Genomic DNA, 25,178 nt, shown 5'->3' on the forward strand with positions numbered 1-25,178 from the left:
CCTCAACCCCCGCTTTCCGTTACCTTTTCCAGTATATTAGAAATAATCATTTCAGGGGTAATTCCTTCTGCTTCTCCTTCAAAATTCAAATAAATTCGATGACGTAACACCGGGAAAGATACCCGTTTCAAATCGCCGGTAGAAACAGCATAGCGACCGGAAAAAAGGGCACGAGTTTTCGCCATTTGAATGAGGCTTTGTAACCCCCTTGGTCCACTCCCGTATTGAACATATGATTTCACCATTTCCGGAGCGGATGGATCATCCGGATGGGTAGCCGAAATAATTAATACTGCTAAATGTAACATATCTTCAGAGATGAGGATTTTCTTTGCCAATTGTTGATAATGGAGAACATCTTCCACATCCATCACTCGATTTAAAACGATATTTTCCGTTCCTGTCGTTTTTAAAGCAATTTCCTTTAATTCTTCTTTCGATGGATAGGGCACGATAATTTTACTTAAAAAACGATCCTTTTGCGCCTCTGGTAGGGGATATGTCCCTTCCATATCGATTGGATTTTGCGTAGCTAACACGAAAAAGGGGGTTTTCATCGGCCTTGTTTCTCCCATGACGGTAACGGTCCGTTCTCCCATCGCCTCGAGCAATGCGCTCTGGGTTTTCGGAGTAGCCCGATTAATTTCATCAGCTAATATGATGTGATGGAAAATCGGGCCTTCGTGAAAGAAAAACCTTTGTTTTCCTGAATCATCCCTTTCCAAAATCATCGTTCCGGTAATATCCGATGGCATTAAATCTGGCGTAAATTGTATACGACGAAAAGATAAATGGAGACATTCGGACAAGGTGCGAACGAGCATCGTTTTTCCTAAGCCGGGTAAACCTTCTAAAAGGGCATGGCCACCGGAAAAAATCGTCCATAACAATTGGTCGATCGTCTCGGATTGACCGACGATGAAACGTTGAATTTCATCCTTTAATTGGAGCAATTTCGTTTTTGCTTCTAAAAATTGCGTTTCATCATTTTGAATCGACATAAAATCCCCCCATTTACGGTTTAATACTGGAAAAATAATTTTGGATAATTTTTTGTAATTCTTCAGGCAACCTTGTTCGATTCGTACTCTCGAAGTAGGCTTTTTCATATTCGGAAAAAACTTCTTCATATGGACGGAGATTTCCTTTCATAGCGAGACCCTCGCTTTCAAATTCTACACCTTGGCTACCTTCACCGATGATTCCAAAATCATTCTCTAAATTAATCGGCCCATCGATCTTCTCTGGAACGGTCAAAAACAAATTTTCTGTCGAATCGATTCCCGCTCCACGATCCCCTGATCGATTTTCAGAATTCGAGCCACCGCTTTCACCTCCTCCTGAACGCTGTCCGTTATTAGTGCCTAGATTCCTTTCAGACGTTCCGTTACGATCCGCCTTCTCTCCGTTATTTATTTCTTGAGATTGACCTGTATCATTCCCTCCCTTGTCATTTCCACCATCTCGACCGGATCCATTATTCAGCTCGTCACTACGATCTGTTTCATTTTTTAAATCGGAAGCAACATCAGGCGGTAGCAGGTTGGAGGATGCCAATTGCTGGGTAAAATGATTCCTTAAATTAGCTAAGTATTCTCCCTTCTTTTGGACCGATTCGGTTCTTTTTTCCAACTGTTTCCATTCCTCAATTTGTTTTTCTAATGATTCCGTCCAACTTTCATCGGACTTTTCAGAAATCGCACTTTTCAACGCATTTTTACTTTTTTCATCCAATTGATTGAATTGTTTTTCCAATTGGGCCAATTCCCTTTTAATCGCTTCCATATCCTTTGATTCAACCGTATCGGCAAAGGAAGATAATCCACTGTTTCGCAATTCCTCTAACCATTTTTCGTAATTTTTCGCATTTTCTTGTTCCTTCATTGCAGATAAATCGTTTTCTTTTAAAGATTTTTCCATATTTGCCAACAGTTCATTTGCATCTTTCGTATCTTCAATCATTTGCAACAATTCTTCCTGCAATGGTTTTAAATCCGGATCCGTTTCTTTCCTCCAATGGTCACGTATCCTTTCTTTCAATTCTTGGACAATCTCCCGCTCTTTTTCCTGTTTCTTTGCTTCCTTCATCACCTCATTCGGATACAAACTGGATAGAATGCCAAAGAAAAGAAATACAGAGGATAAAAGTAAAAATATTGGATAAATCTTTTTCGCCTTAAACTTCATCAATTGTTCCCGTGCATCTTCTAAATGTTTAACGGCGTCTTGTACTAATAACTTTTCCACTGGACCATTTTTTTCAATAAACCGATATGCGGACAAAACCCGATCTTCTCCAACAAATTGATTTGCAAATTTGACCGCCTCTTCTGTTCGAATCCTGCCTTTCCATAATCGAATGATTTGAAAGAAAAGAAGTAGAACGATTGTAATTCCGATGAACCGATCAACAAAATTAATGACAATCAATCGGGAAAGGATCATCCATAGAAAAAAAACGAAGCTAATCTCAAATAAAAATCGTTGGGATTCCTTTATTATTTTTGCCCGATTCAACTTACCTTTCACCGATTGTATTAGTGAAACAAACCGTTTTCTTTCATTCATCGGATGCGGGTTGGATAGTCCACCAAATGTGGACCTCCCTTCCTCCTTTCGTAATTAACGTCCGATATTTGGACGGATTTTTTTTACGCTGACGAAAATCGATATGAGGAAAATGAAAAGATAAAAACTAACATACGTAACCCAAGGGGGAAGATGAATATTGAATAACAATTGATTAATTTCATTGTAAAACTCCTGATTCAATATACTAAGCATAACGACGAAAGGATTTAAACTGGCGAAAATATAAGAAACGACATTTGTCGTATAAGGTGGACTTAGATTGGTGCCGATCATCATCGAAAGAACTAACAAAATTCCCGTTCCAGCTGAGAAAAAAACCATCAAAGCATAGGAAGTAACCATCGCTGGAATGGTTTTACGAATAATCGTAGAAAATAGGATACTAAAACTACCAATTGCAAAAATCGTGATCAAATACAGCATAAAAACCGTAACCAATTGACTAGGTGATATTCCGCCATATATAAAAACAAAACTGTAAATAGGTAAAGACGAAAAAAGTAATATAAGTAAGTAAGAGATGGAGGAAAGAAGTTTGCCAAGTACAATAGTCAACGAACTTTGGGGAGTCGTTAGTAAAATATTTAACGTTTGCTTTTCCCGTTCCCCACTAATAATCCCTGCAGTTAAACCCGGGGTCATAAACAAAATTAATCCCAATTGTAAAAACGAAAGATAGTAAAACATCCATTGGCTTTCCCGGGGATGAAAAAAACCAAACTGGGAGGAAAAAGATTGAGCGAAAATAAAGGTGATAACTAAAATCCCTAACGCTAGTAAATAAAATAATAATCCGATGTAGCTTTTACCTGATCGAAAGCGAAGTTTAAATTCTTTGGAAAGAACCGGGTTATTGAATCGCTTCATCTTTTTCCACCTCTTTCATAATGTCGATAAATACCCTCTCCAAATTTCTTTCCCTTTCATAGAAACTAGTAATCGGCAATCCTTTTAAAACCGCACTTCGTAATAATTGAATCTGTTGTTCATCGGTTCCTTTATAAGTGAATATAAACTGTTTGTTTCCTTCATTTTTAACAACGGAGGTGACGAATGGATCGTCTTCAAAAAAGCGAATTGCTTCTTCCAATTGCCCATTCATTTTTACCTCGATTACCTTTTCGCCAGACAATTGTTTGCGGATTTCGGAAACCGATCCTTTCATCACTAACTTTCCTTTTTCGATAATACCAATTTCATCGGACATTTCCGCTAATTCAGGTAAAATATGGGAGGAAATCAAAATTGTCTTTCCCATTAATTTTAACTCTCGAATGATATCTTTCACTTCACTCCTTGCCTTTGGGTCGAGTCCGGAAGCAGGCTCATCTAAAATTAACACTTCCGGATCATGTACGAGGGCCCGTGCTAAACAGAGTCGTTGTTTCATTCCTCGAGATAATAAATCAACATATGTGTTTTTTTTATCCGTTAAATTGACTAGCTCCAATAATTGGGGAATCAGTTTTTTCCTTTCATTTGGGAGAATGCCGAAACAGGAACCAAAGAAGTCTAAGTATTCTTCTACTTTTAAATGATCGTATACGCCGAAAAAATCGGGCATATAACCGATTTGTTTACGTACTTCCTTCGGTTGATGAACGACAGAATATCCGTTAATGAATGCATCTCCAGATGTGGGTGGTAATAATGTTGCCAAAATATTAAATGTCGTCGTTTTTCCAGCACCATTTTGCCCGACAAATCCAAATACCGTCCCCCGTTCCACATTAAAACTTACAGCATTCAAGGCAGTAAGATTCCCAAATTTTCTCGTTAACTGACGCACTTCAATCATTGGCTACACGACCTTTCACCGTAAGCTGTGGCATATATGTGTTCGGATTCATATTTGAAGTTTTCTCCAACTGAAGTGTAATCGTTCCATCATCCGAAATGTATTCATTTGCATCGTCTGTAAACTTTATTATATTCCCGAACTCATTCAATGGAAGGAAGGTATCATTTTTAACATTTAAAATGGAATATTGGTCTGATTCCATCATTTGTACTTCGATCGTCAACTCATCGATTACGGGCGTAATATCTTTTAAATTCTCTGGTAAATAAAAGATTAACTGAAAAATTCCTTCTTCTAAAATCACTTCTCTCCTCCAGTAAGGCATCTCCATCCATCTTTCCAGTTTTCCTTCCGTATTCGATATGCCCGATTCCTTAAAAATATCGAAGGTGATATCCCTTTCTGTAATCGTAAACGATTCAAATGCTTGCCTATTAAGGGAAAACGGTTGAATAACTATTGACAAACTGTTTTTCTTTTCGTTCTTTTTGGCCATTTCCACATCAATCACCGCATCCTCTGTAAAACCGGCAATGACCGATTGATTTTTGGAATAGGGAACTAAACCTGTTACATTATACATTAACCTTTTTTTCAGCGTATCGGTTAAATTATCCTCGTTCATATAAACGTAAGAATCACTTGCTGGTTTCGTTAGCCAAGGACTTTGTAATACGATATCTACCGATTTTTCCTCACCTTGTTTGACCGATCCTAAAGGGTATGTGTATACGCCAGACCAAATAAATACTTCTTCAAAATCAAATGGGTATAAATTCGTAATTTTTCCCTTCAAACGATTATTATTGATTGAAAGATCATAAACGAAGGAGTGATCTAATGATTTATTCGCCTTTCCGATCAATGAATTAATCGACCAGTACGGTACATCTGAATAGGTAAGGTTCATTTCTCCCTGATTCTCTGTAATGTAAGCGACGATCGATTGGAAATTCCGGAAGTATGATGAATGTCCGATCGGCATTGGACGAAATTCAGTTTTATTCGTTTTTAATTCATATTCACCACTTTTATTCGATTGAAAGGATACTAAATAATAACCGTTTAGTTGCTCGCCCTCAGAAATGAAAAATCCGAGTTCATTTTGTAACGGTTGTTTCATTCGATCCTTTCCCCCGTATAAAAATAAGGAAATGGAGATGACAAGGGATATGGTTGGAATGATCCACCACGCATATTCTCGCTTATCAATCCGTTTCAAGAAAAAATACAAACCCGGTACGAGTACCAATGTATATAAAAGTAAAATAACCAATAAATGGAAGGGTGATAAACTAGCTTTTCCAAATAATTCATTTAGCTCGCCTAATTCCCAATATATATTGTTCAACCTATTTTTCGTATTTAACGAGGAGGTAATGGCAGTTTTTAATAATTCCATAAAATACTCGGCAGATGCAACGGTAGACACATCCGGATGATCACCTAAGGAAAAGGAAGTTTGGATGATTTTTCCAGACCCACTTGTTTTTTCTAAAATTAAAGGATGATCGTTATGAGAACGAATAATTTTTCCATCTTCGACCGGTCCGGTAAATATGACCAGATCATCCAAATGTACATCAACATTTCCCTTTTTCAATTTAACATCTGTTACCATTTCCTCTGTTTCTAGTTTCATCGGCAGTTGCTCATAAATCGTTCCGTAAGCCTGTTTCGCATTTGATGTGGCTCCGATCAATAACACTCCACCGCGATTGATCCATTCATCCAATGCTTCAATTTGATCTCTTTCAAGGGTAGAGAGGGGATATTCATCAACGATCAGTACATCAAACATTTCTAAGCCGACGGAATCTCGCGGTAAATTTTCCCTTGATAAAGTTGACCAATGGAATTGATCAGATGTTATCCCCCACCAATTTTTTAAACGTTCTGAATTCTCGCTTAACACACCGACAAAGAGTCGATTATAATCGATAATGTTCACGGTCAGTTTTTTATCACCGGTAAAAGAAACCTTCGTCCCATCTGCCCAATCTCCTTCATATAATTCAATATCATCCCTCCCAGTACTTGCACGAAAAATTTGGTCCTTCACACGGGGTAAAGATGTATAATATCTTTTACTTTCCCCTGGTCCTACATAAACGGGAAGAACCTTGGCAGCTCGAGAGGAAGTTTCGATTTGAAAATAAACGATCAATTGTCCATCAAACGGATGATCCCCTTCATTTTTCACAGTAAACCAAATTGGAAAACCTTCCGATGATTGAATAAATCCGTTTGCACCGAGTTCATAAGAAACGGAAAGGGTTGCATCATCCGCTTTTACATTCGTTGAAAAACAAAGGAATATGATGAGAGGAACGATGAAAGCGGTGAATCTTTTCAATTTGTTTCCTCCTTCGTATGAATCATTTCATTAATTTAGACGATGAGAAAGAAAATGAAGTTACAAAATTTACAAATAATTCCCTGTGATCATGGAATGAGATTACGAAAAAAAGGGGAACCCTCCCCTTTTTTTTAAAAAAATATGATGTAACTAATTATTCTGCAAACAGCCCATATACATAAGCTTCCGCATCAAAGGGTTGAAGATCATCGATTTTTTCACCTAGACCGACAAATTTGACCGGTATGTTCAGCTCTTTTTTAATGGCGATCACAATTCCCCCTTTTGCTGTACCATCTAATTTCGTTAAAACAATCCCGGTCACACCTGTCGCCTCTTTAAATTGTTTTGCCTGAACCATTGCATTTTGTCCTGTCGTTGCATCCAAAACGAGGAGCACTTCATGGGGGGCTTCAGGAATTTCCCGTTGAATGACCCGTTTTACCTTTTCTAATTCTTTCATTAAATTTACTTTATTCTGTAGCCTTCCAGCTGTATCACATAACAACACATCCACTTTTCGACTTTTCGCCGCTTGAATCGCATCGTATATGACCGCTGCCGGGTCAGAACCTTCCTGATGTTTAATGACTTCTACACCGGTACGATCTCCCCAAACTTCCAATTGTTCGATGGCTCCTGCTCGAAACGTATCTCCTGCAGCGAGAAGCACCCGTTTACCTTCCGACTTTAATTTATAAGCCATTTTCCCAATCGTCGTCGTTTTTCCAACCCCATTGACACCGACGAATAAAATAACCGCAAGTCCAGTGTCTGGAAGATTCAATGTGGAAATATTTTCATCTTCCCCATAATAAATTTCCACTAATTTTTCTACAATCATCTCTTTCAAAAGTTCCGATTGTTGAATTTTTTTTCGTTTCGCTTCCATTTTTAATTCATCCACAAGTTCGATCACGGTATCAAAACCAATATCTGCTTGAATAAATATTTCTTCCAATTCCTCAAAAAATTCTTCGTCTACTTTTCGATAACGGGCAACCAAATCATTTACCTTTTCCGTTAAATTTTGACGGGTTTTCAATAATCCGTCTTTAAATTTTCCCGTTACCGCCTCCGTTTGACTTGTGAATTTTTCTTTGAATTTATCGAGAAATCCCATATGATCCCAATTCCTTTCTTCCAAAATATGAGTATTTATCCAACAACACTTACTTCATCCAATCGAACGGAAACAAGTTTGGATACCCCGGACTCTTGCATTGTTACCCCATAAAGAACATCTGCTTCTTCCATCGTACCCTTTCGATGGGTAATCACGATAAATTGAGATTGTTTACTAAATTGTTTTAAATATTGACTAAAACGATACACGTTCGCTTCATCTAAAGCTGCTTCCACCTCATCGAGTACACAAAAAGGGACAGGGCGAACCCGTAAAATGGAAAACAATAAAGCAATCGCCGTCAACGCACGCTCTCCACCGGAAAGAAGGGCTAAGTTTTGCAATTTTTTTCCAGGTGGTTGGGCGATAATTTCCACTCCAGTATTCAATAAATCTTCCGGATCCGTCAATGTTAAATCTGCCCTTCCACCACCAAACAATGAACAGAATACATCGTTGAATTCGTCACGAATAGCTGAAAATGTTTCTTGAAAACGGCGAACCATTTCCTCATCCATTTCAGCAATGATTTGATAGAGAGTATCCTTTGCATCTTGCAAGTCTTTCTTTTGTTCCATTAAAAATTCATAACGTTCTTTTACCCGTTCATATTCATCGATCGCTCCGAGATTAACCGTACCGAGTTCGTCGATCGCTCGTTTAATGAGCATAACCTTTTTCTTCGCTTCTTCATAAGGAATGGATAACGGGTATGACTGCTTTGCTCCTTCAAAACTAAGGAAATATTCCTCTCTCAATTTCACTAACCGATTATCCAAGTCCACATCGAGTCGATTTAATTTGACTTGTTCGTCGGTTAATAATTCGGTTAAATCTTTATGCTGTTTTTTCAGCCCTTTCGTTTCCCCTTCGAGATCTTCTAAAAGGTGTTGTAATTCTAACCTCGTTTTCCTTCTTTCCGAAATTAATTCGAGGGTTTTTTCCTTATCTATTAAGGTTTCTTTTGCCTTTTGTTCAATATGAATCTCCTCTTTATCGTTTGAAGCGATTACGTGAAGATATTCCTCTCGTTCCCGTTGATTTCTCTCCATCCGTTCCTTTAGTTCAATTTGGCGTTGTTGGAAAGTATTCAACTGTTCTTGTAAATGATTGAGTTTTTCTTCCTTCTTCGCCAAATCCACTTTCAATTGATGAATCATTTCCATTAAATCCGTTTTTTCGGATTCCTTCATATTTTGTCTTTCCGATAGGGTAGCAATCTCTTCCTCTGTTTGTTGGATGGTTAACTGAATGTTTTCCAATTGTTCCTGATTTTGATTCGCTCGTTTTTCCAATTCCTGTTTTTCTTCTGCTAAAGATTTTTCTTCCCGATCAAATATAACGAGTCGCTCATCGATATTTTTTTCTTGCCAATACAAATCCTTCCGTTGATCCTTTAAATTTTGCAACTGTTTTTGTAACGAATCTCGATGATCATCCATCTTTTGAAACTCGTTTTTCTGATTGTGAATCATTTCTTTTTTTCGTTTCATATCTCGTTCTAGTTTTGTCACGGTCGCATCCATTTCCGACAATTTTTTTCGCAATGTTTCCAATTCTGTCTTTCTTGCAAGAAATGATCCACCTTTTTGTTTCGTTGCCCCACCGGTCATCGAACCACCGGCATGTACCACATCCCCATCTAATGTAACGATTCGGTATCGATATTGTATCTGTTTTGCAATGTCGTTTGCACCTTTTAAGTCTTTACTAATAATTACATTTCCCAATAAATTTTTAATAATATGGTGATATTTCGGATCGATGGAAACGATATCCGATGCAACTCCTACAAAGGATGGATGATCGCGGACGATTTTTTCAATAGACTCCGGCAATGCCTTCCCTCTTATGACTGATAAGGGGAGAAAAGTTGCCCGACCGAAACCGTTTTTCTTTAAATAACTAATAGCCTTTCTCGCGTCTTCTTCCGTTTTCACAACGATATGTTGCATCGCGGAAGAAAGGGCAATTTCAATAGCTGTTTGGAACGGTTCATCTACACGAATTAATTCAGCGATTGCACCTTCGACACCAGATAGCTGGTTTCGGACCTTTAGCACTTCCTTGACTCCCCGGAAAAATCCGGAGAAATCTTCTTCCAATTCTTCAAGGAGTTCTTTTCGATTTTTCGCCTGTTGAACAAATTGTAATGTTTTGTAATAGTTTTGTTCAGCCCTTTTATATTCCTTTTCCAATCGTTCCAAGTTTCGTTCCCTTTCTAAACGGGCTGAAGCGAGTTGTTCGAGTACTTGTTGCACTTCTTTTATCTGTTCTTCCACCGAATGAATCCGATCTTTCACTTTTTTCCGTTCAACGAGGATTTGTTCATTTTCCTTAAGGAGACGGTCCCTCCGATTTGCCAACTGTTCCAACTGGTTGCGAATATGTTGATCTTCATTTTTTATTGTCGCTTGATCATTCAGTAAATCGATATATTCGCTTTTCAACGTTTCGATTTTCTTTTCGATATCACCTTGAAACAATTGTAACGCTTGACTTTTTTCGGACAATAATTTCCGATCTCGTTCGATCGTTTGTAAAAGATGGCTTCGTTGTTCTGCTATTTTCTCCGTTTCTCGTTGCAATTGGGAAAGTTTTTCCATATCTTCCGCAATTTGTTGATCGATTCCTTGCAATTGTTGTTTTGCATTCCGTTTTCGTTCCTTTATAACTCCCTTTTTCCCTTCTAACTTTTCCAACTCTTCACTCGTTGTCAAGAGCAATTTTTGGAGTTGTTCCACCGACTCATCGATCGCTGCGAGTTCATTACGGAACTGTTGAATTTCCGCCTCTTTTTTTTGGATAACTGCAGCTAAGCGACCTTCTTCATCCGTATGTTTTTCCACATTCTTTTTTTGCTTTTCCCATCGTGCATGCAATTGTTCAATTTCATAAACGATGATACTGATTTCATGATTATTAAGCTCTTCTTTTTTTTCCAAATAGTCTTTAGCGATGGATGCTTGAGCGGCTAAAGGTTCCAACTGGTTTTCCAGTTCATGTAAAATATCTTTCACCCGGTTCAAATTATCTTCCGTTTCTTCTAATTTCGACTCAGCTTTTCGTTTTCTCGTTTTATATTTTAATACCCCTGCTGCTTCTTCGAAGATCGATCGCCGCTCAACAGCTTTACTATTTAATATTTCTTCAACTTTTCCTTGACTTATGATAGAAAAGGCCTCTCTTCCAAGTCCTGAATCCATAAATAAATCGACGATATCTTTTAAGCGACAAGGTTGTTTGTTGATAAAAAATTCACTTTCACCAGAACGATCGATGCGTCTCGTAATACATATTTCTTGATAATCGAGGGGGAGGAAATGATCTTCATTATCGAGGGTTAAAGATACTTCAGCAAAGTTCAACGGTTTTCTCGTATCACTACCGGCAAATATAATATCTTCCATCTTTCCCCCTCGTAACGATTTTACCGATTGTTCTCCAAGCACCCAACGAATGGCATCGGTAATATTACTTTTTCCACTTCCATTTGGTCCGACGACCGCGGTCAAACCTTTATCAAAATCGATGGATATTTTTTCCGCAAAGGATTTAAATCCAACGATCTCCAATTTTTTTAAATACATGACCGCTCCCCCCTATCCCTAAACATACGTCCATTTTCATAATTCTAAATATCCTTTCTTTCACCATGAAATACATTTTTCAATTTACATAACGCTATGTGGGCTGCCTGTTGCTCAGCTCCTTTTTTCGACTTTCCTATACCCGTTCCATATGTTTTGCCGTTAATGATTACTTGGGAAACGAATTCCCGATTATGGGCCGGGCCCCTTTCCTCGACAATTTTATATTCTACCACACCTAATGCGTCCCTTTGAACAAGTTCCTGTAATTGGCTTTTATAATCCATCACATGGGAAAAAGCACCTTCCAAAACTTTCGGGAAAACGATTTTTTCTAGAAAACGTTGCACGACACCGATCCCCTTATCCAAATATAAGGCACCGATAAATGCTTCGAAAGCATCCGCTAATAAAGCTGGACGGTTCCTACCTCCGGTTAATTCTTCGCCTTTTCCTAACAACATTAAATTACCGAAATCGAGTTCCTTAGCAAAGGATACGAGGGACGACTCACATACGATTGCTGCTCGGAGCTTCGTCAATTCCCCTTCTTCCATCATCGGATACGTTTGATAAAGAAAATGGGATACGGTAAGTTCTAAGACGGCATCACCGAGAAATTCCAATCTTTCATTGTCTTCCCGATACTTTTTGCGATGCTCGTTCACATAAGATGAATGGGTAAAAGCTTGAGTAAGCAAACTTGGGTTGGAAAATTGTATTCCAATCTTCTCTTGAAATTGTTTAAATCGAATTTTCATGCGATCGTTTTTTACTTCTTTTCCTCGATGAAACTTAACCATTTTTATTCACACCTTTTATAGTATACACATCAAGTGTAGTAGAAAATTTCAATTAAGCAAAGTTTTTTTTTCGTTCTAACGGTTTTTATAGAAAGAAAACACCTCACTTAAATCAAGTGAAGTGTTTTCCTTTTCGTTCATTTGCTTAAAATTGATTACAGCTTACTTTCTATGTATTTTACCGCATCGCCTACGGTAACGATTTTTTCAGAATCCTCATCGGAAAATTGTAAGCCGAATTCATCTTCTAATTCCATAACAAGTTCTACAACATCGAGCGAATCGGCACCGAGGTCATCTTTAAAAGTTGCTTCCATCGTAACTTTTTCATCTTCTACCCCGAGACGTTCGACAATAATATTTTTTACTCGTTCAAATACATCGCTCATATTTTCACCTCCCCTCAAGTAGTATATACGAATCATTTATTTATATAAAGATGCACATTAGGCTGAATCATACATTGGTGGGTTACTACCCTTTACATATACATTCCACCGTTAACATGGATCGTTTGTCCGGTAATATAACTACTATTATCCGATGATAAAAAGGCAACGGTTTTTGCAATATCCTTTGGCTCACCGAGTCTACCTAAAGGAATTTGTTTTGCTAAATCATTTTTTACATCTTCCGTTAATTGACTCGTCATATCCGTTGTAATAAATCCTGGTGCAACCGCATTTACAGTAATATTCCTACTCGCCAGTTCCTTTGCTGTCGTTTTCGTAAGACCGATAATTCCAGATTTTGCAGCCACGTAATTGGCTTGTCCAGCATTTCCGCTCGCACCGACGATCGAAGAAATATTAATAATTCGACCTTGTTTTTGCTTCATCATTTGTCTCGTTACGGCCTTCGTAGTCAAAAATACACCTTTTAAATTAACATCAAGTACTTCGTCCCACTCCGATTCCTTCATCCTTACAATTAATTGATCTCGAGTAATTCCAGCATTGTTAACGAGGATGTGTAAACCACCTAAATAATCAATCGCTTCCTTTACCATCTGTTCCACTTCTTGACTGTCTGCAACGTTTGCTCGTATAGCCATACTTTTTTTTCCTAATTTTCGTATTTCCTCGACAACTTCTTGAGCTAATTGTTCGTTTCCGGCATAGTTGACAACGACATCAGCTCCACATCTTGCCAACTCTAATGCGATTTCCCGACCGATCCCCCGAGAAGCACCGGTAACTAGCGCCTTTTTTCCTTCTAAATTCATCACTTCTCCCCCTTTAATTCGCTAATGGCAATGTTTAAAGTCGACTCATCATAAATTGGCAAAACTTTCACCGTACGATCAATTTTTCGAATTAATCCCGTTAATACTTTTCCTGGTCCAATTTCCACAAAGGTCGTCACACCTAACTGAATCATCTTTCGGACGGAATCTTCCCATAAAACTGGAGAAGTAATTTGCTGGATTAACAGTTGTTTGATTTCGTGACCTAGTGTCGTCGGCTCAGCAGTAACGTTGGAAATTACAGGGATTTCCGTCTTTCTTATATCATAGTTTGCCAATACAGATTTCATTCGTTCCCTTGCCGGTTCCATCAAAACGGAATGGAATGGACCACTTACTTCAAGGGGGATTGTCCTTCTCGCTCCGTTTTCCTTCGCAATGGAACAAGCCTTGTCCACACCTGCTTTCGTTCCGGATATAACGATTTGCCCAGGGCAATTTAAATTTGCCAATTGCACCGAATCCCCCGAACCTGATACTTGTTCCGTAATTTCTTTTAATATTTCCCGATCCATTCCTAAGATGGCAGCCATCGTCCCTTGTCCGTGTGGTAACGCCGTCTCCATATATTCACCCCGTTTTCGAACGATCTGTACTGCATCTTCGAAATTCAAAGCGTTATTTGCGACTAATGCACTGTACTCACCAAGACTATGTCCTGCAACATAATCAGGGAAGATGGATTGTTCCGTTACCGCTTGTAAGATGGCAGTACTTACGGTCAGTAATGCGGGTTGGGCATTTGTCGTTAACGTTAGGTCATGTTGAGGACCGTCAAAGATCAGGTCGGATAATTTTTCACCTAATACTTCATCGGCCTTGTGGAAAATTTTTTCTACATTTGGATATATATCGGCCAATTCCTTTCCCATGCCAACCGTCTGGGAGCCTTGACCTGGAAAAATAAAGGCGATTTTTGTCATCATCGAACTCCTTTCAATTTTCTAGGGAGGTTCCACCTATTTTTTAGAAATAGCCGTTGCAATTTTATCAGAAACTTGATTTAATACTAATTCCCTCGCTTGCCTAATCGCATGAAAGATCGCCTGCTTATCGGAAGAACCGTGGGCTTTAACGATCGGTGCATTTAAGCCAAAAAGACAAGCGCCACCATATTCGGAGTAATCCATTTTATTTTTTAATTTTCCTAAGTCGGTTTTAATAAGTGAGGCAGCCAGTTTCGCCTTCATATTCGCCGTCAATGTTTCTTTCAACATTTTAAAAATGGATAAAGCAGAACCTTCGATGCTTTTTAAAACCATATTGCCAGTAAATCCATCGGTTACAACGACATCACTAACACCGTTTAGCAAATCCCTCGCTTCTACATTTCCGATGAAATTCAAGTCGCTTTTTTTCAATAGTTCGTAGGATTTGCGAGCTAGATCGTTTCCCTTTTTCGATTCCGTTCCGATATTCAATAATCCCACGGTCGGATTTTCAATACCCCTTACTTTTTCGGAATAAATGGAACCCATATAAGCATATTGTAATAAATGTTCAGGTTTTGCATCGGCATTAGCACCCACATCTAAAAATAAAAATCCCTTCCCATCAATGGTCGGTAATGTCGGTGCAAGGGCAGGACGGTCAATACCACGAATTCTCCCGACCACAAACAAACCGCTGGCCATTAACGCCCCGGTGTTTCCTGCAGAAATACAAGCATCTGCCTTGCCTTCCTTTACTTGTTGGGCCATTAACACCATAGACGAATCTTTTTTTCTCCGTACAGCTCGAACGGGTTCTTCATCGCCCATAATTTGAACATCCGTGTGAATAACAGATATTCGTGAGGAATCGTTTAAATAACGATTGATTTCCCTTTCATTCCCGATTAATGTAATTTCCAAATCAGTAAACTGTTCGACTGCTCGGACCGCTCCGCTAGCGACAATTTCTGGTCCGTAGTCTCCGCCCATTGCGTCGATTGCTAGTCTAATCATTGTTTGTCACCTGTTTCTGTAAAATTTGAACGGAACATGGAAAATTCACCGATAAATACGAGTTCCTTATGTACATAACTTTTTACTTTAACAATCGTTCGTCCTTTTGCATCCTCTTTATTGATGACTTTTGCCTTTGCAACTACCCGTTCTCCAAGCTTTACTTGCCGGATAAATCGAATATTCGCTTTCGCAGTTAAAGCTAATTCATCATTAATGACAGCTACCGCCAAGGAATTTGCTTGGGCGAATAAGTGATGACCCCTTGCAATATGCGTTCTACTAAAAACATGTTCCCTTTTAATATCCAAAATAGAAATCGCCTGTTGATCCAGTTCGATATCGATAATCTCTCCGATGACTTCTTCGATTGGAAGTGAACGAAGCTGGTCAGCAAAATTTTGTTGAGCGACATTTTTAATACGTTCCCGTAGTTCTGGAATGGATAGCTCAAGCCGATCCAACCGAATCGTCTGAACACTGACGGAAAATTTTTCTGCCAGTTCTTCGTCCGTGATAAACGGATTTTCCATAATCGTTTCTTTCAGTTGTTTCTGTCGTTCCTTTTTATTCCGTCTCATTTGTTTTTCCCCATTTATGTATTATGACTAGGTCCTAATAGTAGTATAAATAAGCTAGATACGGATTGCAAGAGAAATATGCATTCAAAATATTTGCACTTTAATCCAGTTTTTTCCCATCCAAAATACCGGACTGTTCAACCTGTCTTCTCAATCTAGAAAATTCATCCTTCGTCCAAAACTCATCGGATTGAATGAACATCTCGGCATCTTTTCTCGCCACTTCCAATGCCCGATAATCATGGACCATATCAGCGATTTTAAAATCCGGAAGTCCGCTCTGTTTTTTTCCAAAGAAGTCCCCTGGTCCACGTAATTTTAAATCCTTTTCGCTCAGTAAAAAACCATCGTAAGTCTCCGTCATAATTCGCATCCGTTCTTTACCCGTTTCTGATTTCGGATCGGCAAGTAATATACAGTAGGATTGGTGATTTCCCCTTCCAACCCTCCCACGTAATTGATGCAACTGGGCAAGGCCGAATCGTTCCGCATCGTAAATGACCATCATGCTGGCATTCGGTACATTTACACCAACTTCTACGACTGTCGTTGAGACGAGTACGTGAACGTTATTTTCTGAGAAGTCCCGCATGACAGCTTCCTTTTCTTCCGGTGAAAGTCGACCGTGCATCAGCCCAATTTTAAACCGATGGCGAAAAAATTGGACGAGACTCGCATGAACATCGATTGCATTTTGCACATCTAATTTTTCCGATTCTTCAATAAGAGGACAGATTACATAAGCTTGTCTTCCCTTTTTCAACTCCCTTTCCATCATCGACAAAACCTGCTCTAGCATTTCCGGCTTTGCCCAATAAGTTTTCACCCTTTTCCGTCCAGCCGGCATCTCATCGATCACGGATATATCCAATTCTCCAAAAGCAGTGATGGCAAGGGTTCTCGGAATTGGGGTTGCCGTCATAATTAACGTATTCGGATTGACCCCTTTTTCCCGTAAAATGCGTCGTTGTTCAACACCAAAGCGATGTTGTTCATCGGTAATGACAAGACCTAAATTGGAAAACTGAATATCCTCTTGAATTAATGCATGGGTTCCGATGATAATTTGAATACGACCATCTTCAAGACCGGCTTGAATTTCCTTCCGTCGTTTCCCTTTTACAGAACCGGTCAGTAACGCGATTTCTACGGAAAAGGGGGACAATAATTTTTCAATTGATTCCGCATGCTGTTCGGCTAAAATTTCAGTCGGTACCATTAATGCACCTTGATAACCGGAAAGGGCCGTGGCAAATAAGGCGATGGCGGCGACAACGGTTTTCCCTGAGCCAACATCCCCTTGTAACAATCGATTCATCCGATAAGGGGAGCGGAGATCGTATAATATTTCCTTCAGCACCCGTTTTTGGGCAGTCGTTAACGGGAAAGGTAACGATTGAATCATCATTTTTAATGGTTCATTTTTAAATGATAGGGCTGCACCCGCTGATTTTTCCCGTTCAATTTTTCGTAATGCTTGGATTTTTAGTTGAAACTGCAAAAATTCTTCATAAACAAGGCGCCTTCTTGCCTGTTTAATTTCTTCAGCATTTTTAGGAAAATGAATGGCACGGATCGCTTCTTTCCTCGGTAAAAGTCGATACTTTTCCAATAAAAAGGTTGGAATCGTCTCTTCGATCGCGTGAAAATATTGGGTCAAGGCTAAGCGAATAAAGCGATGTATCCCTTTCGATGTTAAATCCCCTTTAACCGAATAGAACGGTTGAAATTCTGTCATATGAACATGGTTCGCTTTACCAAATTTTACTTCGTTAACGATGATTTGCTGACGATGTCGATTCCATTTCCCACTTAACGTAACGATCGTGTTTAACTGCAATTTTTTCTTTAAATACGGGCGATTAAAAAAAACAGCTGTAACGAGGTAAGATCCAACCATCACTCGGACAGCTAAACGGGATTTATTTCGTCCATAAAAAGTTAAGGAAGGGGCACTCATAACGGATCCTTCCACCGTCACTTTTTCATCGTGATCGACTTCTGCTAAATCCTTTAACCGCTGATCCTCAAATCGAAAGGGATAATACGTTAGTAAGTCTTCTACAGTATGAATGCCCATGGTTGCTAACATCGAAGCCGTCTCTTCCCCGATTCCTCGAATGGATGTAACATTTTTTTCTAATTCTTCTGTCACTTCTTTTGCGGTTTGCCAAAAATTTCCCTTTCTAATTTTTTCCCTGTTGGCGTGACCGCTAACCCCCCTTGTGCGGTTTCTTTTAACGCCGAAGGCATCATTTGTCCAACCCTAAACATTGCCTCAATCACTTCATCGCACGGAATCCGACTTTTTATACCAGCAAGGGCCATATCCGCAGCGACCATCGCATTTGCTGCACCCATGGCATTTCTTTTCACGCAAGGTACTTCTACAAGACCGGCAACCGGGTCACAAACGAGACCGAGCATATTTTTTAACGTAATGGCCATCGCTTCTGCGGACTGACTCGGTGTTCCTCCTGCCATTTCCACAATCGCTGCCGCTGCCATTCCACTGGCTGAGCCAATTTCTGCTTGGCAACCTCCACTGGCACCGGAAATGGAAGCGTTATTTGCGACTACAAAGCCAAAGGCACCAGCTGTAAAAAGAAATTCAATCATCTGTTCTCGAGTAGGATTCAACTTCTCCTTTACGGCAAAAAGTGTTCCGGGAACAACCCCTGCACTTCCAGCGGTCGGTGTTGCACAAATCATCCCCATAGCCGCATTTACTTCATTCGTCGCCATCGCCTTACTAACCGCATCGAGGATAAAGCCTCCCGACAAATGTTTTCCTTTTTTCAAATATTCTTGTAAAAGAACCGCATCTCCACCGGTGAGTCCAGAACGGGAGGTAACTCCTTTTAAACCTTTCTCCACCGAACTTTCCATCACTTGAAAATTTTTTTCCATCCGTTCAATGATTTCTTGGCGGCTCATTTTTGTCACTTTCATCTCTTGTTCAATCATAATATGGCTGATTTTTTTTCCTTCCTTTTCCGCTAATATAACGAGTTCTCGAACAGTTCGAAATAACATAACCATCCCCCTTACATTCCAAATAACTTGGAAAGATTATTCAACGATCCTCGCAACTTGTAAAATATTCGGAAGAGAACTGATTTCTTCCAATATTGATTCTTCCACATTTTCGTCCGTTTCCAAAACCATAAGGGCCAATTTCCCTTTTTCCTTTCGAGATACTTGCATATGACCGATGTTAATATGATTTTTCGCTAACGTACTTGCAACTCCTGCAATGCATCCGAAACGGTCATTATTCAAAACGATAATTGCCGGATGTTCCCCGGTTAATTTCAATTTAAAACCGTTAATTTCATCAATTTCTATTTTTCCTCCACCTATGGAAACACCGACTACCTCCAACTCTCCCCTTTGATCACCGATACGTATTTTCACTGTATTCGGATGATCCATCACCGTATCTTCTTCAAAAAATTCCACTTCGAGACCCATTTGTTCCGCCAGTTCGAGGGACTGAACGAGCCTTTCGTCATATGTGTCAAAATCCAATAAACCACCTACGATGGCCACATCTGTACCGTGTCCTCGATAGGTTTCTGCAAAGGAACCGTATAAATGGATTTTGGCCCAATTCGGTTTTCTTCCAAAAATCGTTCGTGCCACTCGACCAATACGCGCTGCTCCAGCCGTATGGGAACTAGATGGTCCAATCATTACTGGGCCAATAATATCAAAAACACTACGAAATTTCATATTTTCCCATCCCCTTTTTGTATCCTCCACACAAGATTTCAATCGGTTGAATTTCAAATGATTATTGATTACTATTTAACGATTATTACGCCTTCACTTTAAACCTTCTTTCCATATTATATTATGATTGGAACATAATTGAAACCTATTCATCCCAGTACCTTGAATTTTATATGAATAGAAAATAGATTATATCTTAGGACATGTATAAATGAAAAAATGCACCACCAACTGCCGATCGGCCCTAAGCAATTGGGGTGCTTTAGTGATCATTATTAAATAGGTCTTATTCTACCGCAAAAATAAAATGATACAACGGCTGTTTTCCATCGTGGACTTCCACTTCAACCTCTGGATACTGTTGTTCAACAAATTGAACAAGTTCATCCACCAAATCGTCGGTCGCATCTTCACCTGTTAAGATCGTTAAAATTTCACTATCTTCATCAATCATTGTTTTCAACAATTCCTTCGAAGCTACAGCAATATTTTTATCTGCAACGACGATTTCGCCATCCTTTATTCCCATAATATCATCTTTTTCAATCGTTAATCCGTCGATTTTCGTGTCCCGTACCGCGTAAGTGATTTGGCCGGATTTAACTTGTTCCATCGCTTGAATCATCGACGTCTTATTTTGTTCAACATCCGCATTCGGGTTGAAGGCGAGCATGGCAGCCACACCTTGCGGAACATTTTTTGTCGGGATGACGATGACTTCCCGATCGCTCACATCTCTCGCTTGTTCTGCAGCTAAAATAATATTTTTATTGTTCGGGAAAACAAATACTTTTTTGGCAGGACTTTGTTCAATCGCTTTTACGATATCTTCCGTACTCGGATTCATCGTTTGTCCGCCTTCAATTACAACTTTTGCGCCGATTGACTGGAATAAATCCCGAATTCCACTTCCCATAGCGACGGTAACTAATCCATACTCTTCTTCCTTACGATTAGAAACATGTTCTACAGGTACGGACTTGTCCTTTTCCACAATCGATGTATGCTGCTGACGCATATTTTCGATTTTCATGTTGATTAATTCACCGTATTTTTGACCAAACGTCAATACTTCACCAGGTTTTTCAGAATGGATATGCACTTTTACGACTTCATCATCGCTAATGACAAGTAAAGAATCACCAAATCGACTAATATCATTACGGAACGTATTTTCATCGAAAGGATTCGTTTTCAATTTTTCCGGCTGCAATTTAATCATAAATTCGGTACAATAGCCGAATTCAATATCTTCCGTATTCATAAATCCTTGGACGCTTTTATGGTGTTCTTGTTTCACCAATTGTTCCATAGATATTTCCGGTGATTCCATTCCTTCTAGTTGAACCCCATTTAATTGAGCTAAAAATCCTTCGTACACAAAGACAAGTCCTTGTCCTCCACTATCAACAACACCGACTTCTTTTAAAACTGGGAGAAGATCTGGGGTTCGTTCCAATGAAGCCTTCGCCTCTTTGACGACCTCCTCCATTAGAACGGTCAAATCATTCGTACGATTAGCCACTTCTTCCGCTTTGTTTGCCGCATCTTTTGCAACGGTTAAAATCGTTCCTTCTACAGGGCGCATAACCGCTTTATAAGCTGTTTCGACACCATATTTTAAAGCTTGGGCAAAATCTAAAGCATCGATCGTTTCTTTGTCTTCGATCAATTTGGAAAAGCCACGGAATAATTGGGATAAAATGACGCCCGAGTTCCCTCTAGCTCCCATAAGTAGTCCTTTTGCCAAAGAGGCTCCGACTTTTCCTACATGGGAATCGATATTATTTCTAACTTCCCTTGCACCTGATTGAATCGATAAATTCATATTCGTTCCCGTATCCCCGTCCGGAACGGGAAAGACATTTAATGAATCCACATATTGAGCGTTTTTTGACAGATGGCTTGCTCCATAAAAGATCATTTCTGCAAACCGTTTTCCGTCTATTACTGTAATTGACACGCTTTTTCCTCCTTCTTATGGGGTCGTAACACGAACACCTTGTACAAAAATATTAATCGAATCTGGTTTTAAACCGATAATTTGTTCCAAATCGTATTGCACTTTGTGTTGAACATTATGGGCCACTTCAGAAATTTTCGTTCCGTAACCGACGATGATATACAAATCGATATGTATTTGATCTTCTTCTTTACGGACGATCACACCACGAGAATAGTTTTCCTTCCGTAAAATTTCCGAGATTCCGTCCTTAATTTGATTTTTAGATGCCATACCTACGACGCCGTAACTATCAACTGTCGCATTGCCACATATTTGAGCGATCGTATCGTTTGAAATTTCAATTTGCCCGTATTTCGTTTTTAATTCAATGGACATCCTTTTTCCTCCTTTACGGATAAACGGTTAAATAAAACAAACTATATTTTATTTTACTATATTCCTAACGAGATTAAAAGACCTACCACCTGTCTATATTATAAAGCGAAAAATACAGGAATATGTCAAGTTTTTTCTCTTGAAAATCTACATCACCCTAGTTATACCGTGAATCCTATTGCATTCATGAGGAAACTATGATACATTATTTTAGTATCTTTAAGGAAATTTGAACCTTTGATTTTTTGGAGTAAGGAGGGAAAATCATGGCACGTAAATGTTATGTTACAGGGAAAAAAACGTCATTCGGAAATTCCCGTTCTCACGCGATGAATGCGAATAAACGTTCTTGGGGAGCAAACTTACAAAAAGTACGTATTCTAGTAAACGGAAAACCGAAACGTGTATATGTTTCTGCACGGGCTTTAAAATCCGGCAAGGTTGAACGTGTATAACCGTTTCATGCCTTATAAGACGAATAATCCTTTTATATTTTGGAAAAAGTAAAAACCCTTTGTCTCCTTCATTCGGGACAAAGGGTTATTTTCTCGGTCGTGGGCGATCTTCTTTTATTTTTTTTTGAACACACCTAACAATGCACGGACAAACCCACCAAGAAATCTCGGAAGTTTAATCGTATAAAATTTCATTCATCGATCCCTCCTTGGCTCAAACAAGCATAAACATGCACAATTTCTAACTGAACTTATTCATAGCAAATAGATAATGAAGCGAATCTGGCTGGAGAAATTACGCACAATTATCCGTCACTACTTTCTATTACCAATAATATGCCTTTTTCAAATGAATAAGTACCATATTCTTGAATAAGTTCGTTACTTATACATAAAGTTGAGCCAAAGGGAATCTGGCGATCTTCTAACGGATATTTAAATCCTTTTAATGTCAATCCCGCAATTTTATTTGTTAAAGGAATAAAAGAAATATATGGTTTATCCAATTTCCTTTTCAACACATATTGACCGGGCCCTTTTACTTGAATGAGGTTTTGACGATCGATTAATTCAATTAATGGACCATTTATTTGTAAAGGTTTGATAAGTAGGGAAATATTTGCCATTAAATGGTCGATCCTACCGCCTGTAGCTCCGAAGATTCGAATGATCTTCGGTTTTTTTTCCAAAGCGAAACTCAAGGCAATATCCAAATCCGTCTCGTCCTTTTCTTTTTCATATATTTTGAATAAAGGAACGGTTTGTTCATAAATTTCCCGTTCCTTTTCCGATATGGAATCGAAATCACCAACCGCCATATTGGGCACGATACCCTCATCCATTAAATATTTTACACCCTTATCGACAGCAATCCAAAAAATACCTTCACGATGGGATGGGGACAGATCCGGTATCAATTCCTTTGGCCCACCCGCCACGATATGTATCGTCGTCCAATCGTCCATCAACGAATCACTTCCTAAACTTTTTAGCCTCGAATTTTATTAATGGCTTGTCGCCGATTTTTCGATCGATATACTGCGGAACCTGCAACTAAAACATCCGCACCGGCCTCAACGCAAAATTTAGCTGTTTCTTCATTTATTCCTCCGTCTACTTCGATTTCAAAATTCCATCCGTTTTCCTTCCTCAACTCGTGAACATGACGAATTTTCTTTAGCACGTTGGGGATGAACTTTTGACCACCGAATCCCGGATTTACCGTCATTAACAAAACTAAATCCACATCAGGCAAAATTTCGATAATCCACTCAACAGGTGTGGCAGGATTCAATACGACACCTGCTTTCAATCCCCGGGTTTTGATTCGATGGATCGTACGATGTAAATGAATACAAGCTTCGGCATGAACGGATATAATATCCGCACCCGCATTAATAAAATCATCTATGTAACGGTCGGGATTTTCGATCATCAAATGGACATCAAAGGGCAGGGAAGTTACCGGACGAATCGCTTCAACAACAATCGGTCCCATTGTGATATTTGGTACAAAATGGCCATCCATAACATCGATATGGATGTAATCGGCTCCTCCTTGCTCCACATCCTTTACTTCTTGCGCTAATTTGGAAAAATCTGCGGATAATATCGATGGTGCTATTTTTGTCATTTTTCATACCTCTGCTTTCTTTCTTGAATTTCTTTTAAAAACATCAAATAATGTTGATAACGGAAAGCTTGAATTTGTTCGGTTTCCACTGCTTCCTTAACTGCACATTTTGGTTCAGACACATGCAAACAATTTCGAAATTTACAACCCGACATTTGATCTCTTATTTCAGGGAAATAAAAACTTAGTTCGGTCGGTTCCATACCAAAAAAATCGATTGCACTAAATCCAGGAGTATCCGCTACGAGCCCTTTACTAATTTCCAAAAGTTCCACATGACGAGTCGTATGTTTTCCCCTTCCTAAATGTTTTGAAATCGTGCTCGTTTTTAACTGCAAATCCGGTCTTAAAGCGTTAATAAGCGTCGATTTTCCCACACCTGATTGTCCAGCAAAAACAGAAACCTTCCCGTCGAAAATGGATTTGATTTGCTCAAGACCCATTCCTGTTTTCGATGACAAAGGAATCGTCTTGTAGCCGATTGATCGATAAACGGAAATATATTCATCGATCATCTCCTTTTCCTTCGGCGTTAATAAATCCATTTTTGTAACAACGAGAATCGGTTTAATTTTTTTGGATTCAATGACGACAAGAAACCGATCTAACAAAGTCGTATGCAAATCCGGATCTTTAGCTGAAAAAACGAGAATCGCTTGATCAACATTCGCAATCGGTGGTCGAATAAGTTCATTTTTTCGCTCACTAATTGCTGTAATATAACCTTCTGAATCCTTTTCAGCACTATATTCTACATAATCCCCTACTAGCGGAGATATGTTTTGCTTTCGAAATACTCCCCTTCCTCGGCATCGAACAATTCCTGCTTCTGACTTCACATAATAAAATCCACTTAATGCTTTTATGATTGTTCCGCTCGGCATTGCAACACTCCTTTCGTTACGACAATTCCTATATACTTATTGTACAAAATCGTTCTAAAATATCTCATTCAAAATGTTTCCTTTTC

The 25,178-nt window shown here is 39.1% G+C and carries 23 protein-coding genes; 1 reads left to right on the plus strand and 22 read right to left on the minus strand.

What is annotated here, in order from left to right:
- Positions 1-2: 2 nt before the first annotated feature.
- The 18 genes from OE105_RS05890 to OE105_RS05975 all read right to left on the minus strand — a co-directional run bounded on the left by OE105_RS05890 (position 3) and on the right by OE105_RS05975 (position 22,120).
- On the minus strand, positions 3-1,001 hold the full coding sequence (locus tag OE105_RS05890; protein ID WP_275421817.1) for an AAA family ATPase: 999 nt from the start codon (positions 999-1,001) through the stop codon (positions 3-5).
- Between the two features lie 13 nt (positions 1,002-1,014).
- Complete coding sequence (locus OE105_RS05895; RefSeq protein ID WP_275421818.1) at positions 1,015-2,517, minus strand: hypothetical protein; 1,503 nt, start codon at positions 2,515-2,517, stop codon at positions 1,015-1,017.
- Positions 2,518-2,622: 105 nt separating this feature from the next.
- Complete coding sequence (locus OE105_RS05900) at positions 2,623-3,459, minus strand: ABC transporter permease (protein WP_275421819.1); 837 nt, start codon at positions 3,457-3,459, stop codon at positions 2,623-2,625.
- The gene (locus OE105_RS05905; RefSeq protein WP_275421820.1) at positions 3,443-4,390 is read right to left on the minus strand and encodes an ABC transporter ATP-binding protein; all 948 of its coding nucleotides are present in this window, start codon (positions 4,388-4,390) and stop codon (positions 3,443-3,445) included. The genes OE105_RS05900 and OE105_RS05905 overlap by 17 nt, the downstream gene beginning before the upstream one ends.
- Positions 4,383-6,749, minus strand: a complete 2,367-nt coding sequence (locus OE105_RS05910) for a hypothetical protein (RefSeq protein WP_275421821.1) — start codon at positions 6,747-6,749, stop codon at positions 4,383-4,385. The genes OE105_RS05905 and OE105_RS05910 overlap by 8 nt, the downstream gene beginning before the upstream one ends.
- Positions 6,750-6,906: 157 nt before the next feature.
- Positions 6,907-7,875 carry a signal recognition particle-docking protein FtsY gene (gene ftsY / locus OE105_RS05915; RefSeq protein ID WP_275421822.1) on the minus strand — a complete coding sequence of 323 codons (969 nt, stop codon included), beginning with the start codon at positions 7,873-7,875 and terminating at the stop codon, positions 6,907-6,909.
- 35 nt (positions 7,876-7,910) lie between these two features.
- On the minus strand, positions 7,911-11,468 hold the full coding sequence (smc, locus tag OE105_RS05920) for a chromosome segregation protein SMC (RefSeq protein ID WP_275421823.1): 3,558 nt from the start codon (positions 11,466-11,468) through the stop codon (positions 7,911-7,913).
- 44 nt (positions 11,469-11,512) lie between these two features.
- Positions 11,513-12,271, minus strand: a complete 759-nt coding sequence (gene rnc, locus OE105_RS05925) for a ribonuclease III (RefSeq protein ID WP_275421824.1) — start codon at positions 12,269-12,271, stop codon at positions 11,513-11,515.
- Between the two features lie 155 nt (positions 12,272-12,426).
- On the minus strand, positions 12,427-12,660 hold the full coding sequence (locus OE105_RS05930; protein ID WP_275421825.1) for an acyl carrier protein: 234 nt from the start codon (positions 12,658-12,660) through the stop codon (positions 12,427-12,429).
- A 92-nt stretch (positions 12,661-12,752) separates the two neighbouring features.
- Positions 12,753-13,496 carry a 3-oxoacyl-[acyl-carrier-protein] reductase gene (gene fabG / locus OE105_RS05935; RefSeq protein ID WP_275421826.1) on the minus strand — a complete coding sequence of 248 codons (744 nt, stop codon included), beginning with the start codon at positions 13,494-13,496 and terminating at the stop codon, positions 12,753-12,755.
- Positions 13,496-14,440, minus strand: a complete 945-nt coding sequence (gene fabD / locus OE105_RS05940; protein WP_275421827.1) for an ACP S-malonyltransferase — start codon at positions 14,438-14,440, stop codon at positions 13,496-13,498. The genes fabG and fabD overlap by 1 nt, the downstream gene beginning before the upstream one ends.
- Before the next feature lie 36 nt (positions 14,441-14,476).
- On the minus strand, positions 14,477-15,460 hold the full coding sequence (gene plsX / locus OE105_RS05945; protein WP_275422111.1) for a phosphate acyltransferase PlsX: 984 nt from the start codon (positions 15,458-15,460) through the stop codon (positions 14,477-14,479).
- Positions 15,460-16,044 carry a transcription factor FapR gene (fapR, locus tag OE105_RS05950; protein ID WP_275421828.1) on the minus strand — a complete coding sequence of 195 codons (585 nt, stop codon included), beginning with the start codon at positions 16,042-16,044 and terminating at the stop codon, positions 15,460-15,462. Before fapR ends, plsX begins: the two co-directional genes overlap by 1 nt.
- Positions 16,045-16,144: 100 nt before the next feature.
- Positions 16,145-18,199 (minus strand): ATP-dependent DNA helicase RecG, encoded by a 2,055-nt coding sequence (gene recG, locus OE105_RS05955; protein ID WP_275421830.1) that lies wholly within the window; start codon positions 18,197-18,199, stop codon positions 16,145-16,147.
- A complete protein-coding gene (gene sdaAA / locus OE105_RS05960) occupies positions 18,196-19,080 on the minus strand; it encodes an L-serine ammonia-lyase, iron-sulfur-dependent, subunit alpha (protein WP_275421831.1) in 885 nt (294 codons plus the stop codon). The genes recG and sdaAA overlap by 4 nt, the downstream gene beginning before the upstream one ends.
- Before the next feature lie 36 nt (positions 19,081-19,116).
- Positions 19,117-19,779, minus strand: coding sequence for an L-serine ammonia-lyase, iron-sulfur-dependent subunit beta (gene sdaAB, locus OE105_RS05965; protein WP_275421832.1), 663 nt, complete (start codon positions 19,777-19,779; stop codon positions 19,117-19,119).
- 286 nt (positions 19,780-20,065) lie between these two features.
- Positions 20,066-21,742, minus strand: a complete 1,677-nt coding sequence (locus tag OE105_RS05970; RefSeq protein ID WP_275421833.1) for a DAK2 domain-containing protein — start codon at positions 21,740-21,742, stop codon at positions 20,066-20,068.
- Positions 21,743-21,757: 15 nt separating this feature from the next.
- A complete protein-coding gene (locus OE105_RS05975) occupies positions 21,758-22,120 on the minus strand; it encodes an Asp23/Gls24 family envelope stress response protein (RefSeq protein ID WP_275421834.1) in 363 nt (120 codons plus the stop codon).
- Positions 22,121-22,386: 266 nt separating this feature from the next.
- Between OE105_RS05975 and rpmB the strand changes: the two genes are divergently transcribed.
- Positions 22,387-22,575, plus strand: coding sequence for a 50S ribosomal protein L28 (gene rpmB, locus OE105_RS05980; protein ID WP_275421835.1), 189 nt, complete (start codon positions 22,387-22,389; stop codon positions 22,573-22,575).
- A gap of 114 nt (positions 22,576-22,689) precedes the next feature.
- Here the strand turns inward: rpmB and spoVM are convergent, their stop codons facing one another.
- The 4 genes from spoVM to rsgA form a co-directional block, all read right to left on the minus strand.
- Positions 22,690-22,770, minus strand: a complete 81-nt coding sequence (gene spoVM / locus OE105_RS05985) for a stage V sporulation protein SpoVM (RefSeq protein WP_275419074.1) — start codon at positions 22,768-22,770, stop codon at positions 22,690-22,692.
- 110 nt (positions 22,771-22,880) lie between these two features.
- Positions 22,881-23,540 (minus strand): thiamine diphosphokinase, encoded by a 660-nt coding sequence (locus OE105_RS05990; RefSeq protein ID WP_275422112.1) that lies wholly within the window; start codon positions 23,538-23,540, stop codon positions 22,881-22,883.
- A 23-nt stretch (positions 23,541-23,563) separates the two neighbouring features.
- The gene (rpe, locus tag OE105_RS05995; protein ID WP_275421836.1) at positions 23,564-24,208 is read right to left on the minus strand and encodes a ribulose-phosphate 3-epimerase; all 645 of its coding nucleotides are present in this window, start codon (positions 24,206-24,208) and stop codon (positions 23,564-23,566) included.
- Entirely contained in the window at positions 24,205-25,092 is an 888-nt protein-coding gene (rsgA, locus tag OE105_RS06000; protein WP_275421838.1) for a ribosome small subunit-dependent GTPase A, read from the minus strand. The genes rpe and rsgA overlap by 4 nt, the downstream gene beginning before the upstream one ends.
- Between the last annotated feature and the right edge of the window lie 86 nt (positions 25,093-25,178).

This window comes from Fervidibacillus halotolerans (assembly GCF_026547205.1).
In the GTDB taxonomy this organism is placed as follows: Bacteria; Bacillota; Bacilli; order Bacillales; family Caldibacillaceae; genus Fervidibacillus; species Fervidibacillus halotolerans.